This is a genomic window from Micromonospora sp. PTRAS2, from assembly GCF_054052245.1.
In genome coordinates, this window is record NZ_JBSWBU010000012.1 from 85980 (window position 1) to 99651 (window position 13672).

Below are 13672 nucleotides of genomic sequence, written 5' to 3' on the forward strand. Positions count from 1 at the left end.
TGGGCCCCTCGGCCATCAGGCGCGGCCGAGGTAACGGCCGTCGCGGGTGTCGACCTTGATCTTCTCGCCGGTGGTGATGAAGAGCGGCACCTGCACGGTCGCGCCGGTCTCGACCGTCGCCGGCTTGTTGCCGCCGGTGGACCGGTCGCCCTGCAGGCCCGGCTCCGTGTAGGTGATCTCCAACACCACGGAGGTCGGCAGCTCGATGTAGAGCGGCACGCCCTCGTGGGTGGCGACGGTCGCCTCGGCCTCCGGCAGGAGGTAGTTGGCGGCCTCGCCGACGGTGCCCCCGGGGACGGTGATCTGGTCGAACGTCTCCAGATCCATGAAGACGTAGTCCTCGCCGTCGGCGTAGAGGTATTGCATCGTGCGCTTGTCCACGGTCGCGGTCTCGACCTTGGTGCCCGCGTTGAAGGTCTTGTCGACCACCTTGCCGGACAGCACGTTCTTCAGCGTGGTACGCACGAAGGCGCCACCCTTACCGGGCTTGACGTGCTGGAACTCTACGACGGCCCAGAGCTCCCCGTCGAGGTTGAGTACCAGGCCGTTCTTCAGGTCGTTGGTGGTGGCCATTTCCTGCCTTGATCATCAATTGGCGGACAGACCTGGCAAGTCTACTAGCTGCCGCCGCCGGCCGTACCCGCCGTCAGCCGCCGGTCGTTCCCGCGCCCGCGCGGGCCGCCAGGTGGTGCAGGGCGAGCCGGTAGCCGTCCACGCCCAACCCGCAGATCACCCCCGTCGCCACCGCCGAGACCACCGAGTGCGCGCGGAACTCCTCCCGGGCGTGGATGTTGGAGATGTGCACCTCCACCAGCGGGGCGCGCAGCAGGGCGCAGGCGTCCCGCACCGCGATCGAGTAGTGCGACCAGGCCGCCGGGTTGAGCACCACCGCCGCCTGCTCGTCGGCCGCCTCGTGCAGCCAGCCCACCAGCTCGTGCTCGGCGTCGGTCTGCCGCACCGTCACGTCCAGCCCCAGCTCCCGGCCGGTCGCCTCGCAGAGCCCCACCAGGTCGGCGTAGCTGGTCGCCCCGTACACGTCGACCTGGCGGGTGCCCAGCCGACCCAGGTTCGGCCCGTTGAGCACGTACACCCTCATGAGGAGACCTCCCGGTAGGCGGCGTGCAGCAGCTCGTCGTCCGGGCCCTCCAGGATCGCCGGGCGGGCCAGCGCGTCGAGCACCACGAACCGCAGCAGCGAGCCGCGGCTCTTCTTGTCCACCCGCATCGCGGCCAGCAGCTGCGGCCACGCGTCGGCCCGGTACGCCGTCGGCAGCCCCAGCGCCGTCAGCACCGTGCGGTGCCGCGCCGTGGTCTCCGGGTCCAGCCGGCCCGCCAGCCGGGCCAGCTCCCCCGCGTAGACCAGGCCGACGGACACGGCGTGCCCGTGCCGCCAGCGGTACCCCTCCACCTTTTCGATCGCGTGGGCCAGGGTGTGGCCGTAGTTGAGCACCTCGCGCACCCCGGACTCGCGCAGGTCGCCGGAGACCACGTCGGCCTTCACCCGGATCGCCCGCTCGATCAGCTCCCGGACCACCGGCGACGTCGGGTCCGTCGCCGCCGCCCGGTCCCGCTCCACCAGGTCGAGGATCACCGGGTCGGCGATGAACCCGCACTTGACCACCTCGGCCAGCCCCGCCGCCAGGTCGGCCGGCGGGAGGCTGTCGAGCACCGCGAGGTCGCACAGCACCCCGACCGGCGGGTGGAAGCCGCCCACGAGGTTCTTGCCGGCCGCCGTGTTGATCCCCGTCTTGCCGCCCACCGCCGCGTCGACCATGCCCAGCAGCGACGTCGCCACCGGCACCCAGCGCACCCCGCGCAGCCAGCAGGCCGCGACGAAGCCGGCCAGGTCGGTGACCGCGCCGCCGCCCACCCCCACCACCGCGTCGGTGCGGGTGAAGCCCGCCTCGCCGAGCCGGTCCCAGCACGCGGCGGCCACCTCGATGGCCTTGCCCGCCTCGGCGTCCGGCACCTCCACCAGCAGGGGGGCCGCCCCGGCCGCCGCCAGGCGCGCGCCGATCGCGTCGGCCAGCCCCTTCAGCGGCGGCGCGTGCAGCACCGCCACCCGGGTCGCGCCGGGCAGCAACGTCGGGAGCGAATCGAGCAGGTCGCGTCCCACCAACACGTCGTACGGCCGCTCGCCGCCGACCGGAATCCGGGTCACCTCGTCCATCGCCCGGCAGCCTAGTCCAGCCACGGCCCCCACGACGCCGCCTGTCCACTCCGTGGCGGGGCAGGTGCAAGGAAGGGCACCTTGTTAACGCTTTCTGTATAGGAAGGGCCCCTTCCTAACACCACGCACGGCGCGACGCCCACGCACGGCGCGACGCCCGCGCACGGCGCGACGCCCGCGCACGGCGCGACGCCCGCGCACGGCGCGACGCCCGCGCACGGCGCGACGCCGCCGCACGACGGGTCGCCGGCCGCCACGTCACCGGCGGCGGCCGGCGGCGTTTAGCCGGGCAGAGCGGGGGCAGCGTTTCCAGCACAGGCGACGGTCCGGACCCGGACGACGTTCTCAGCACGGCGGCGTCTCCGGCACGGACGGCGTCTCCGGCACGGGCGACGTCTTCCGGCACGGGCCGGCCGACGAGGCGGAGGTACCCCGCGATGAGCAGCACACCCAGCACCAAGGGCACCGAAGGCACCGACATCCGGCTGCCCGCCACGATCCTCGGCATCGGCCTCGGCGGCTTCGCCGACGGCATCGTGCTGCACCAGGTGCTCCAGTGGCACCACATGCTCAGCGGCACCGGCAGCGACAACGTCGGGGTGAAGGCGTACCCGGTGGACACCGTGCCCGGCCTGGAGATGAACACCCTGTGGGACGGGATCTTCCACGTGGTGACCTGGGTGGCGGTGCTGACCGGCCTGGCCCTGCTCTACTCCCGGGTCACCGGGTCGCGGGGCCGGCTGTGGCGCTCCCCCGTGCTGTGGGGCTGGGCGCTGGTCGGCTGGGGGTTGTTCAACCTCGTCGAGGGGATCGTCGACCACCACCTGCTCGGCATCCACCACGTGCGCGAGGGCGCGTACCGGACGTGGTGGGACCTCGGGTTCCTGGCGCTCGGGGCGGCACTGGTCGCCGCCGGCTGGCTGGTGCAGCGCCACGGCACGACCGTGGACGTCTGCGCCGACCGCCGGTGACCCGACGATGATCGGGGGCCTGGCAGTGGGCGGAGGCAGCCACGGCGGGCACGACGGGTACGCGCCGGGGCCGGCGCTGCTCGTACCCCTGGTGATCTTCTGGGTCTATCTCGCCGCCGCGCTGCGGCAGCGCGGGCCCGCCGGCGGCGGCTGGCCGCACCGGCGCACGGCGGCCTTCGGCGCGGGGGCCGGCCTGCTGGCGGTGGGGCTGGCCCTGCCGGCCGGCGGCTTCGCCGCGCACGCCTGGCAGCACCTGCTGGTCGGCATGCTCGCGCCGCTCGGGCTGGTGCTCGGCGCGCCGGTCACCCTGGCGCTGCGCAGCATCGACCGGCGGCGCGGCCGGGCCCTGGTGCGGCTGCTGCGCCGCCCCGCCCTCGCCGCGCTCGCCCACCCGGTGACCGGCCTCGCGCTCACCGCCGGCGGGCTGTACGCGCTGTACCTGACGCCGCTGTACCGGGCGACGCTGGCGCACCCGGTCCTGCACCACCTGGTGCACCTGCACTTCCTGCTCTCCGGGCTGCTCTTCGCCTGGTCGGTCGCCGGCCCCGACCCCGGCCCGCACCGCCCCCGGGTGCCGGCGCGGCTCGTGGTGCTCGGGGTCGCCGTGGCCGCCCACGCCGCCCTGGCCCAACTGCTGTACGCGGGACTCGCCGTGGACGTCCCCGCCCCGCCGGAGCAGCTGCGCGCCGGCGCGACGGTCATGTACTACGGCGGCGACCTGGCCGAGATCGCCCTGGCGCTGGCCCTGCTCGCCACCTGGCGTCCGCAGGTAAGGCACCGTCGCGTGTCGGTGGGGCCGGTTAGCATCCGCCGGTGACCCTCACCCCTGACGACCTCGTCGGCTACGTCGCCGACGGGCTCGACGCCGACCTCGCCCGCTGGTTCGCCGACCGCCCGCCCGTCACGGTTCCCGCCGGGACCCGGCCGGTCGCGCCGATGCTCGACCGGCTCCCGCCGCCGGCCGCCACCGCCCTGGCGGCGTTCGACCAGCGCGTACGGTCGGGGCGCATGCCCCAGTTCCTGGACATCTACGACTGGTCCTACGGGTTCGACTTCGCCGGCAACGACTGCGCGATCCTGGACGCCGACTACGAGACGGTGCTCACCGACGACGACGTCTACTCGATCGGCGCCGACGGGGGCGGCAACCTGCACGTGGTGCTCGCCAACGGGCAGGTCGGCCTCTGGTTCCACGAGGAGGAGGTCGTCGAGGGCGGCACCCGCTTCGACAGCCTCGACGTCTTCGTCTGGTCGGTCGTGCGCTACCACGCGGTGCGCGCCGGGGTGCTCGACCGCGCGGCGGTCGAGGCCGACTTCCTGTCGCTGGGTCAGGACGGCGCGCTGGAGCCGGAGCTCGGGCTGCTCAGCTCCATGAAGTAGGCCGGGCGACCGGGAGCGGGGAGCAGGGCGGCGATCTCAGGGCTTGAGCAGGGCGGCGACCTCGGCGGCGATCTCCTCCGGCGTACGCCCGTCGGTGACCACCGTCGCGGTCGACACCTCGGCGTAGAGCGGGCGGCGCTGGTCCATCAGGTGTTTCAGCGTCGCCCTCGGGTTGATCGCCAGCAGCGGCCGGCCGGCACCCAGCCCGACCCGCTTCACCGCGTCGGCCAGCTCGACGCTCAGGTGCACCACGGTGTGCCCGACCAGGGCGGCGCGGTTCTCCTCGGCGAGCACCGCGCCGCCGCCGAGGGCGAGCACCCCGGCGCAGGAGGTCAGCGCCGCGGCGGTGGCGGCCCGCTCCAGGGCGCGGAAGTGGTCCTCGCCCTCGTCGACGAAGATCTCCGGGATCGGCTTGCCGGCCATCGCCTCGATGTCGGCGTCGGTGTCGCGGAACTCGACCCCGAGCTGCGCGGCGAGGGTCTCCCCGACGGTGGTCTTCCCGGAGCCGGGCGACCCGACGAGGACGACCACCGGCCGCGTCCGGCCGACCGGGTCACCACTGCGGCTCACCGCATCATCACCGGGAGAGGTGCTCACCGGATCACCAGGGAGTCGAGGTAGCCGGCCAGGTTGCGGCGCATCTCGGCCACCGAGTCGCCGCCGAACTTCTCCACGGCGGCCTCGGCGAGCACCAGCGCCACCATCGCCTCGGCGACCACGGCGGCGGCCGGCACGGCGCACACGTCGGAGCGCTGGTTGATGGCGGTCGCCGGCTCCCCCGTGGTCACATCGACCGTGGCCAGGGCCCGGTTCAGCGACGAGATCGGCTTCATCGCCGCCTTCACCCGCAGCGGCTCGCCGGTGGTGATGCCGCCCTCCAAGCCGCCGGCCCGGTCGGTCACCCGGCGCACCCCGGTCGCGGTCGGCACGATCTCGTCGTGTGCCTCCGAGCCACGGGAGCGGGCCTGCAACCAGCCGTCGCCGATCTCCACGCCCTTGATCGCCTGGATCGACATCAGCGCCGTGGCGAGCCGGGCGTCGAGCTTGCGGTCCCACTGCACGTGGCTGCCCAGGCCCGGCGGCACCCCGTACGCCAGCACCTCGACCACGCCGCCCAGCGTGTCGGCGGCCTTCTTCGCGGCGTCGACCTCGGCGACCATCCGGGCGCTCGCGTCGGAGTCGAGGCAGCGCAGCGGGTCGGCGTCGATGCGCTCGGCGTCCTCGGGCGTGGGGCGCAGCCCCGGCTTCGCGGCGACCGGGCCCAGCTCCACGACGTGCGAGACGATCTCGATGCCGAGGGCCTGCTTCACCAGGGCCTTCGCCACGGTGCCGACGGCGACCCGGGCGGCGGTCTCCCGCGCGCTGGCCCGCTCCAGGATCGGCCGGGCGTCGGTGTGGCCGTACTTCTGCATGCCGGCGAGATCGGCGTGGCCCGGACGCGGGCGGGTCAGCGGCGCGTTGCGGGCCTGCCGGGCCAACTCGTCGGGGTCCACCGGGTCGGCGGCCATCACCGTCTGCCACTTGGGCCACTCGGAGTTGCCGACCCGGATGGCGACGGGGCTGCCGAGGGTGACGCCGTGCCGGAGCCCGCCGATAATCTCGACGACGTCCTGCTCGAAGGCCATCCGGGCACCCCGGCCGTAGCCGAGCCGGCGGCGGGCCAGCTCACCGGCGATCTCGCCGGTGGTCACCTCGATCCCGGCGGGCACGCCCTCCAGCATCGCGACGAGGGCGGGACCGTGCGATTCACCTGCAGTCAACCAGCGCAACACGTGGGCAAGTCTGTCACGCCCGGGTTACGTCCCACCGGGCCGCCCACCCTGTCCCGCCCTACGGACGCGCCGCCCGCACGCCACGCCCCGCAGCAGACGAGAGCTTGGACGCTTGCTGTCCGCCCGGCTGACAGCAACTGTCCAAGGTCTGGCGCCTACTGCCGGGTCAGGCCGAGGACGGCGGCCAGGCGGGTGACGTCGGCGGGGGTGGGACCGGTGCGAAGAATCGTGGTGAGGGCGACCCTGGCGGCGGAGCGGGTGCGAGTCTCGGCGGGGGCGAGGCGGTCGGCGGTGAGGAGAGCACGGCCGGCAGCCGCCGGGTCGCCGAGGTCGAGGTGGGCGCGGGCGATGTCGATGAGGTGGGCGGCGCGATGCTCGGCGGGGAGCCGGTGCCACCCCTCGCTGTTGGCGGCGTGACGGTGGAGCGTGACGGCACGTGGTGGTCGCCGAGGTGGGTGGCGGCCAGGGCACGGGCGAGGGTGACAGCGACCGGGCCGAAGGCGACGCCGTCGCCGTCGTACTGCCGGTTGCCGTGGGCGGCAGCGAGGTCGACGGCGCGTTCGGTGAGATCGTGGGCGGTGGCGGCGTCACCACAGGTGGCGGCGGCGAGGGCGGCCTCGATCAACAGGGTCCCGGTCAGTCCCGGTCCGTCCGGCAGGAAGGCGCGCGACGGCGTCCGGTCGAGCTGGTGTACGGCGCTGAGCGCGGCGGCCTGCGCGAGGCGGCCCCGGCGCAGGGCGCGCAGCGCCTGGGCAAAGGAGACGGCGGCGAGCCCGGTGCGGTGCGGATCTCCAGTAGCGGCCATCATGGCGCGATCTGCGGCCAGCAGGCCGAGGTGGGGTTCACCGAGCTTGACCAGCGTCTGGGCGGCGAGCCGGTAGACGCGGACGAGCGGATCGGGGGCGGACGCGTCCCCGGTCGGGGTGTGGTGGCTGTGCCGGATGGCGGCGAGCAGGTCGGGCAGCGTGCGAAGCACCTGCGGATGGTGGCCCTTGCGGTAGGCGGCCCAGGCGTATTCGGCCTGGTCGTCGAGCTGCCGGACGGTGGGGCCGTCGGCGTCGGGCGGGTCGTGGCGGGCCAGCGCCGCCCGGATGCGTTCCACGGCCACGCTGACGTCGGTGCCGGGTTTCCGACGAGGCTCGTCCGCGAGCAGGACGTTCGGGGCGACCCCCAGCGCCCCGGCGACGGTCTCGATGACGGAGAGCCGGTCGAGGGTGCGTACGCCTCGTTCGACCCTGTCGACCCAGCTCTTCGACCTGCCGATCCGGTCGGCGAAGACCTGCTGACTCATCCCCCGCCGGGCCCGCAGCTCCGCCATCCGCCGCCCGACCGGCACCTCGTCGCGACCACTCATCTGTCCTGCTCCACCGGCGGCATGGCCAGGGTGGACTCGCCACAGCGGGGACACCAACGGGACTTCACCCGGAACGCGAGCAGCCCGAGCAGGAAACCCGGCACCAGCCCACCGAACACGACCGACACGGCATCGGAGATCACGAGGCCCTTCGCTTTCTGACGAGGTTGGACAGGACATGCCATGCCCCAGCCGGACAACCGCAGCCGGACGGGGACACCGCTCGTTCCGATGTGTCCAGTTGACCCCGTCCCCGTGGCGACGAAGGTAGGTGCGCGTGGTGCCTATCGGTGCGGATCAGTGCCGCTCCCACCCGCCAGCGAACGCGTCAGCTACTGTCCGTGCAGGCACCAGTACGCGCGAGGGGGCAGAGGGTGGCAACCAGCGGAGAGGCGATCGCGCGCTTGCTGGCTGAGGTGGGCTGGCAGCCCGAACAGCTCGCTCGACGCCTCAACGAGTGCGCTGAACGGCACGGACGCACCGAACGGCTGCACCCCAAGACGCCGTACAAGTGGAAGAGGGGCGATGTTCCCCGCAGTCCCTGGCCGGCGCTGACCACAGCGCTGCTGTCCGAGCAGTTGCAGCGGACGGTCAGTCTCGATGAACTGGGTTGGCCTGACGACGGGTTCGAGGCAGCACCCGCCTCCGCTGGTCTGGATCTGCCCTGGTCCTCAGCCGGGGCCTTGCGGGCAGCCGAGGTGGTGAACGAATCTGAGGGAATGATGCACCGACGGATGTTCCTCACTCTGCTCGGTTCCGCACTCACGTCACCGGCACACGAGTGGCTGATCGCCCAACCACCAGCGGACATCGCGTCGACCGCCGGCCGGCACCTGTCGGGCGAGGTCGTCGACCACCTGGACGCGGTGACGGCCAGCCTGCGACGCATGGACGACCACCTCGGCAGCGGCCATACCCTCGGGTTGGTCCGCCAGCATCTGAGCGTGGTGGTCGGGGCGCTGCAAGAGCGCAGCTACACCGACACCGTCGGTCGGCGTCTCCACGCCACCGCCGGAGAGCTGCTGCGCCTCGCCGGCTGGCTTTCCTTCGACGACGGTCACCACACTCAGGCCCAGCGATTCTGGATCGCCGGCCTCTACCAGGCCAACGCCGCCGGCGACCGTGGGCTCGGCGCGAACATCCTCGGCTTCATGTCCTGCCAGGCCAAGGACCTGGGTCAGCTCCGCCAGGCTGTCACCCTCGCCGAGACCGCGCGAGCCAGCTACCCCACCACCAGCCCGAAGGTGGCGACGATACTCGACCTGCGCGCCGCCGAGGCGTACGCCAACAACAGGGCGGAGACCGACACCCGGCGCGCGCTCGACAACGCATTCGGCAGGTTCACCGACAGCAGGCCGGAGCACGGCGACCCGGACTGGTCGTACTGGATCAACGAGGCGCAGGCACATGCCCAGGCCGGCTACTGCTTCGTCAAGCTCGAAGACTGGCCACGCGCCCGCGATCATCTCCGCACTGCCCTGCGGCTACAGGGCAACGAGTACACCCGCGAGGGCGCACTGCGAAACGCTCTGCTCGCCACCACCTATGTCCAGCAGGAGCAGCCCGAGCTGGACAAGGCCCTCGCGCTCGGCGACCAGGCCGTCCAGACCCTGACCGGCCAGGTCACCTCTGCCAGGTGCATCAAGCATGTGCGCAATCTGGTCGGCGCGCTGGCTCCATACCGGCGTACGCCCGCCGTCCGCCAGTTCTGCCAAGACGCACAAGACCTCATCGCCGCCTGACGCGGCAAGGAGAGCCGACACAGCCGGCCTTCCTCCGCTGACCTCGACGAAAGCGCGATGTGGACGTGAAGACCGTGGAAGGGTGGTCAGCCGAGGGCTGTCCCTCACCCTCGTTGCAGAGTGCGAGCAGCCGAGGTGTCGGGCGAGGATGTGAGGGTGCTGTGGCCTGAGATGATCCGACGTGCCGTGAAGGTCGGAAGCGATCGCGAACTGATAGGCATCTATCCACGCCGCGCAGACCTGCCCCGGCCGGCGTTCCGTGATGCCATCGGGCAGGCCAGTTCTCGGCTCTGGTTCGGTGGATACACCAGCTACTTTCTCTGGCTGGAGGTGCCCGGCATCTCCGCCACGCTCGAAGCGAAAGCCAGCGCCGGAGCCGACCTGCGATTCCTGCTCGGGGACCCGGACAGCCCGGTCACGGCCGAGCGAGAGAGGATCGAAGCGACTCCGCTCACGCTGTCGACTCGCATCGCGATGACGCGCGCAGAGCTCAGCAAGGTCGGTGCCACGATTCCGGTCCGGTTCTCTACCCGTCATCTCGCGATGTCCGTGTGGGTCTTCGACGAGGAGGCCATAGTCGCCACGCACATCGGGGCGGGGCTCGGGCAGGACTCCGTGACGCTGCACCTGCGACGACGGCAGGACGGAGGAGCGTTCGACCGGTACGTCGAGCACTTCGAGTCCTTGTGGACTGACGGCAAGCCTGCCCCACAGCACTGAACCCCAACCACCACCTCACCCCCTCCCCGGGCCCAGGCCCCGGCCCGGTGATCAAGAGAAAAGCGTCAAGTTTGATCATCACGATGACGCAAACCTCTTGATCACCGACCGGGGCGAGGCGGGGCGCACGCAGAGGGCGGGGCCGGGGTTAGCGGGTGGCCAGGGCGCGGGCGTCGGCGGCGATGACGCGGGCCTTCGCCTCCGGCAGGAAGCGGCCGGCGTGCTGGTCGGCGTACCGGGCCAGCTCCGCGTACCGGCCCTTGACCAGGTGGTTGGTGAGCACCGTCAGCGCCTGGTCCGCCGCGCCGGAGGTGAGCACCAGGTGACCGAGGCCCGCCGGGGTCACCGCCACGGTGAAGGTGGCCTCGGCGGTGGCGGTGCCCTTCGGGCCGGTCGCCACGGCGCGCAGCCGGTGCGCGCCGGCCGCCAGCGCGGTCAGGTCGAGGGGCTTGCCCACCGGCACCGCCGCCCCGTCGAGGGTGACGGTCACGGTGTCGGCGTCGGTGGCCGGCACGGTGAGCACCGGCCGCTGCGCCCGGTCCAGCTCGACGCCGTCGGCCAGGGCGGCGATCGACACGGTGGGGACGGCCGCGCCGAGCTGACCGGCCGCGTTCCAGCCGGCCAGCTGCGCCGGCCGGTTCGTGATGATCCCGTCGGTGCCGATCCGCTCCAGCTGCTGCCACTGGGCCGGCGAGTCGACCGTCCAGGCCATGACGGCGACACCGGCGGCGTGCAGGTCGGCGACCACCGACGGCCGGGCCAGCAGCGCCGTACCCGTCGCGTTGTACGCCGTGACGCCCAGCTCCCGCGCCACGGCGACCGGGTCGGCGTCCAGGCCGCTGCGCAGCAGGCCGGTCGGCAGCTCGGGGGCGAGTTCCCGGGTGAACCGCAGGGCGTCGACCTCGAAGCTCTGCACGAAGACGCGCGCCGTCATCTTCTCGGCGCGGATCACCTCGACGATGCGGGCCACCTCGTCGCGGGTGTGCGCGCCCTTGATCTCCAGCAGCAGGTTGCCGCCCCGGGTCCGCAGGTCGGCGAGCTGCTCGGCGAGGGTGGGCAGCCGGGCCCCGGCGTACTGCGGGGCGAACCAGGAGCCGGCGTCGAGCGCCTTGAGCTGGGCGGCGGTGAGCGTACGGATCGCGCCCGAGCCGTCGGTGGTGCGGTCGACGGTGGCGTCGTGCAGCACGAACGGGACCCCGTCGCGGCTGGGCTGCACGTCGTTCTCGACGAAGTCCGCGCCGGAGCGGCGGGCGATCTCCTGCGCGACGAGCGTGTTCTCGGGGGCGGCGGCGGACGCGCCCCGGTGGGCGATGATGGTCAGCGGTGCGCCGGCCGGGCGCAGGTAGCCGTTCGGCGGCAGCTCGGTGACCAGCACGTCGTCGAAGGAGACGCTGCCGCCGTTGACGATCAGGGCCTGCCCGCCGTCGGTGGACCGGGTGAGGCTGCTGGTGCGCAGCAGCTGGCGGCCGTCGAGGAACCAGCGGGCCTGGTTGCCGTGCACCTCCACGGCGACCTTCATGTCCCGCCCCGTGCCGGCGGCGTACGGTGCCGAGCCGGTGTTGGTGACGTTCCAGGCGTTGGCGGTGGTGAGCTGGGCGAACTCCAGGCCGTTCGCGGCAGTGGTGCCGCTGCGCATGGTCGCGATCCACCACGGGGTACGCCCGTCGGCGGGCACGTCGAGGCCGAGCGCCGTCCACCGGGTCGCCTCGGCGACGGACTCGAAGCGGACGGTGGCGGAGAACCGGAAGTCGGTGAGGTGCCGGCCGAAGGTGATCTTCTTGGTGCCGCTGGTGGCGGTGCCGCGCAGCCGGCCGTCGCGCACCGTCCACTCGCCGTCGATGGCCCGCCAGCCGGCGGGCAGCGTACCGGCGGAGAAGTCCTCGGCGACGACGACGTCACCGGGCTTCGCGGCGGCGGGGGCGGAGATCTGGACGGCGGCGAGCAGGCCGGCGGTCGTGGCGAGCGCCGCGAGGACGGCCACGGGCCGACGCGGCCGTCGGTTCAAGGTCAACATGCCCCGGACGCTAGGAACCGCACCCGAACGCCTGGTGTCGCCCCCACTGACACCCGCCGGCCCCCGGATGCACACCGGGGGCCCGGCCTGCTCGGTGGACGGCGAATGTCGGGGAGATAGCGGTATCCGTGGGCGCGGATACCGCTATGTCGCCGACATGGCGGCGCTGAACCGGCCGCGCCGCCGCGCGGGGCGAGCCGGGCGGGGCGAGCCGGGGCGGGCAGGGCCGGGGCTAGCGGGTCGGGCGGATCTCGATGCCCACCTCGGCCGACAGCGCGGCGGCCATCGCCGCGACCGGGGCACGGACGCCGGTGAAGTGCTCGAACTGGCCGACCGCTTGGGCGACCAGCAGATCCAGCCCGGACACGACCCGGCAGCCGGCCGCCTCGGCCGAGGCGGCGAGGGGGGTGGGCCACGGGTCGTACAGCGCGTCGAAGTAGACCGCGCCGGGCCGCCACCGGGCGTGCGCCGCGATCGGGTCGGCGACGCCCTTCGGGACGGTGGAGACGACCACGTCGGCGTCGGTGTGCCCGGCCGCGCCGGCCCAGTCGGCGCCGGCCAGGCGCAGGCCGAGCGCGTCGGCGGCTGGGCGCAGCTCGTCGATGGCCGACGCGCGGCGGGCCACCACGGTCACCGTGCCCGAGCCGAGGCGGGCGGCGGCGGCCAGGGCGGCCCGCGCAGTGCCGCCCGCGCCGAGCACGGTGAACCGGGCCCCCGGCGGCACGCCGGCCGCGCCGAGCAGCTCGATCATGCCGGCGGCGTCGGTGTTGTCCGCGTACCAGGAGCCGTCGGGGCGGTGGACCAGCGTGTTCGCCGCGCCCATCGCGGCGGCGACGGGCGACACCTCGGCCGCGAGGGCGAGGGTGGCCTCCTTGCAGGGCATGGTCACCGACAGCCCGGCCCACTCGGGGCCGAGGCCGCCGACCATGGCCGCCAGCTCCGCCTCCGCGCACTCGATCGTCGTGTACGACCACCCGGCGAGGCCGGCGGCGGCGTAGCCGGCGTTGTGGATCACCGGGGAAAGGGAGTGACTGATCGGCTTGCCGACCACCGCCGCCCTGTATGCCGACACGTCACTCCCTCATCCAACGGTTCCGGACTAGGGAAGCGTAGCCACCGTCGAACAGTTGCCGACACCGGTGCGGCAGATCCGGTAGGAGTAGCCGGAACGCGCGAAACCCGCCCATCCCTCGGTCGCGGTGCAGATCGAGTTGCCCTTGTAGGACCAACTGCTACTGCTGGGGGCCCGCTCCTGCCAACGCGCGCAGTGCCCGTCGGTCAGCGTATCGGTGGCGAAGAGGTCCCAGTCGCCGTTCTTGATGTAGACGGCGCGTCCCGACGCGCCGGTGGTGCTCTTGGTGATCTCGGCCGCTTGGGCCGGCACCGCCGCGAAAGCGAGCACCACCGCGGTGCCCGTAGCGACGATTCCAGCCCTCGTGGCCCATGCGTTCATCTTGATCAAAGCCCGCTCCCCGTCCGTGTAGTTCTTGACTACCGTCGGTCAGAGCCTAGAAACCCATCAATGGCCGATCAAGGTAATTATCGATGCA

At 73.0% G+C, this 13672-nt stretch carries 15 protein-coding genes; 5 read left to right on the plus strand and 10 right to left on the minus strand.

The genetic code is table 11. The annotated features are described in order from the left end of the window. Positions 1-15 precede the first annotated feature (15 nt). From efp to aroB, 3 genes are all read right to left on the minus strand, one after another. A complete protein-coding gene (efp, locus tag ACVMYR_RS27695) occupies positions 16-573 on the minus strand; it encodes an elongation factor P (RefSeq protein WP_007075814.1) in 558 nt (185 codons plus the stop codon). 73 nt (positions 574-646) lie between these two features. Then, complete coding sequence (gene aroQ / locus ACVMYR_RS27700; protein WP_077939407.1) at positions 647-1096, minus strand: type II 3-dehydroquinate dehydratase; 450 nt, start codon at positions 1094-1096, stop codon at positions 647-649. Then, positions 1093-2169, minus strand: coding sequence for a 3-dehydroquinate synthase (gene aroB, locus ACVMYR_RS27705; protein WP_077939406.1), 1077 nt, complete (start codon positions 2167-2169; stop codon positions 1093-1095). Before aroB ends, aroQ begins: the two co-directional genes overlap by 4 nt. Positions 2170-2606: 437 nt before the next feature. On the opposite strand from aroB, the gene ACVMYR_RS27710 reads away from it, so the two are divergent. The 3 genes from ACVMYR_RS27710 to ACVMYR_RS27720 are packed head-to-tail and all read left to right on the plus strand — an operon-like array spanning position 2607 to position 4520. Further along, positions 2607-3140: a DUF2243 domain-containing protein gene (locus tag ACVMYR_RS27710; protein ID WP_457123147.1), complete on the plus strand. Its 534-nt coding sequence runs from the start codon at positions 2607-2609 to the stop codon at positions 3138-3140. Between the two features lie 7 nt (positions 3141-3147). Then, the gene (locus tag ACVMYR_RS27715; RefSeq protein WP_457123148.1) at positions 3148-3957 is read left to right on the plus strand and encodes a cytochrome c oxidase assembly protein; all 810 of its coding nucleotides are present in this window, start codon (positions 3148-3150) and stop codon (positions 3955-3957) included. Beyond that, entirely contained in the window at positions 3954-4520 is a 567-nt protein-coding gene (locus ACVMYR_RS27720; protein ID WP_457123149.1) for a hypothetical protein, read from the plus strand. Before ACVMYR_RS27715 ends, ACVMYR_RS27720 begins: the two co-directional genes overlap by 4 nt. A 36-nt stretch (positions 4521-4556) precedes the next feature. Here the strand turns inward: ACVMYR_RS27720 and ACVMYR_RS27725 are convergent, their stop codons facing one another. From ACVMYR_RS27725 to ACVMYR_RS27740, 4 genes are all read right to left on the minus strand, one after another. Beyond that, a complete protein-coding gene (locus tag ACVMYR_RS27725) occupies positions 4557-5090 on the minus strand; it encodes a shikimate kinase (RefSeq protein ID WP_077939402.1) in 534 nt (177 codons plus the stop codon). Positions 5091-5113: 23 nt separating this feature from the next. Beyond that, positions 5114-6292 carry a chorismate synthase gene (aroC, locus tag ACVMYR_RS27730; RefSeq protein WP_077939401.1) on the minus strand — a complete coding sequence of 393 codons (1179 nt, stop codon included), beginning with the start codon at positions 6290-6292 and terminating at the stop codon, positions 5114-5116. Positions 6293-6458: 166 nt separating this feature from the next. After that, complete coding sequence (locus ACVMYR_RS27735) at positions 6459-7646, minus strand: helix-turn-helix domain-containing protein (protein ID WP_457123150.1); 1188 nt, start codon at positions 7644-7646, stop codon at positions 6459-6461. Further along, positions 7643-7789, minus strand: a complete 147-nt coding sequence (locus ACVMYR_RS27740) for a hypothetical protein (protein WP_228986937.1) — start codon at positions 7787-7789, stop codon at positions 7643-7645. Before ACVMYR_RS27740 ends, ACVMYR_RS27735 begins: the two co-directional genes overlap by 4 nt. Positions 7790-8020: 231 nt before the next feature. Between ACVMYR_RS27740 and ACVMYR_RS27745 the strand changes: the two genes are divergently transcribed. Together ACVMYR_RS27745 and ACVMYR_RS27750 are read left to right on the plus strand one after the other, a co-directional pair. Beyond that, positions 8021-9388, plus strand: a complete 1368-nt coding sequence (locus ACVMYR_RS27745; protein WP_228986938.1) for a tetratricopeptide repeat protein — start codon at positions 8021-8023, stop codon at positions 9386-9388. A gap of 120 nt (positions 9389-9508) precedes the next feature. Further along, a complete protein-coding gene (locus tag ACVMYR_RS27750) occupies positions 9509-10108 on the plus strand; it encodes an XRE family transcriptional regulator (RefSeq protein WP_228986939.1) in 600 nt (199 codons plus the stop codon). A 148-nt stretch (positions 10109-10256) separates the two neighbouring features. Here the strand turns inward: ACVMYR_RS27750 and ACVMYR_RS27755 are convergent, their stop codons facing one another. The 3 genes from ACVMYR_RS27755 to ACVMYR_RS27765 all read right to left on the minus strand — a co-directional run bounded on the left by ACVMYR_RS27755 (position 10257) and on the right by ACVMYR_RS27765 (position 13575). Next, entirely contained in the window at positions 10257-12122 is a 1866-nt protein-coding gene (locus tag ACVMYR_RS27755; RefSeq protein WP_457123151.1) for a glycerophosphodiester phosphodiesterase, read from the minus strand. 232 nt (positions 12123-12354) lie between these two features. Further along, the gene (locus ACVMYR_RS27760; protein WP_457123152.1) at positions 12355-13194 is read right to left on the minus strand and encodes a shikimate dehydrogenase; all 840 of its coding nucleotides are present in this window, start codon (positions 13192-13194) and stop codon (positions 12355-12357) included. A 27-nt stretch (positions 13195-13221) separates the two neighbouring features. After that, positions 13222-13575, minus strand: coding sequence for a hypothetical protein (locus ACVMYR_RS27765; RefSeq protein WP_043969383.1), 354 nt, complete (start codon positions 13573-13575; stop codon positions 13222-13224). Positions 13576-13672 lie beyond the last annotated feature (97 nt).

Bases quoted from the DNA above. Each gene is read 5' to 3' on its own strand.
- efp (WP_007075814.1), bottom strand. From the start codon at position 573: ATGGCCACCACCAACGACCTGAAGAACGGCCTGGTACTCAACCTCGAC.
- aroQ (WP_077939407.1), bottom strand. From the start codon at position 1,096: ATGAGGGTGTACGTGCTCAACGGGCCGAACCTGGGTCGGCTGGGCACC.
- aroB (WP_077939406.1), bottom strand. From the start codon at position 2,169: ATGGACGAGGTGACCCGGATTCCGGTCGGCGGCGAGCGGCCGTACGAC.
- ACVMYR_RS27710 (WP_457123147.1), top strand. From the start codon at position 2,607: ATGAGCAGCACACCCAGCACCAAGGGCACCGAAGGCACCGACATCCGG.
- ACVMYR_RS27715 (WP_457123148.1), top strand. From the start codon at position 3,148: ATGATCGGGGGCCTGGCAGTGGGCGGAGGCAGCCACGGCGGGCACGAC.
- ACVMYR_RS27735 (WP_457123150.1), bottom strand. From the start codon at position 7,646: ATGAGTGGTCGCGACGAGGTGCCGGTCGGGCGGCGGATGGCGGAGCTG.
- ACVMYR_RS27755 (WP_457123151.1), bottom strand. From the start codon at position 12,122: ATGTTGACCTTGAACCGACGGCCGCGTCGGCCCGTGGCCGTCCTCGCG.
- ACVMYR_RS27765 (WP_043969383.1), bottom strand. From the start codon at position 13,575: ATGAACGCATGGGCCACGAGGGCTGGAATCGTCGCTACGGGCACCGCG.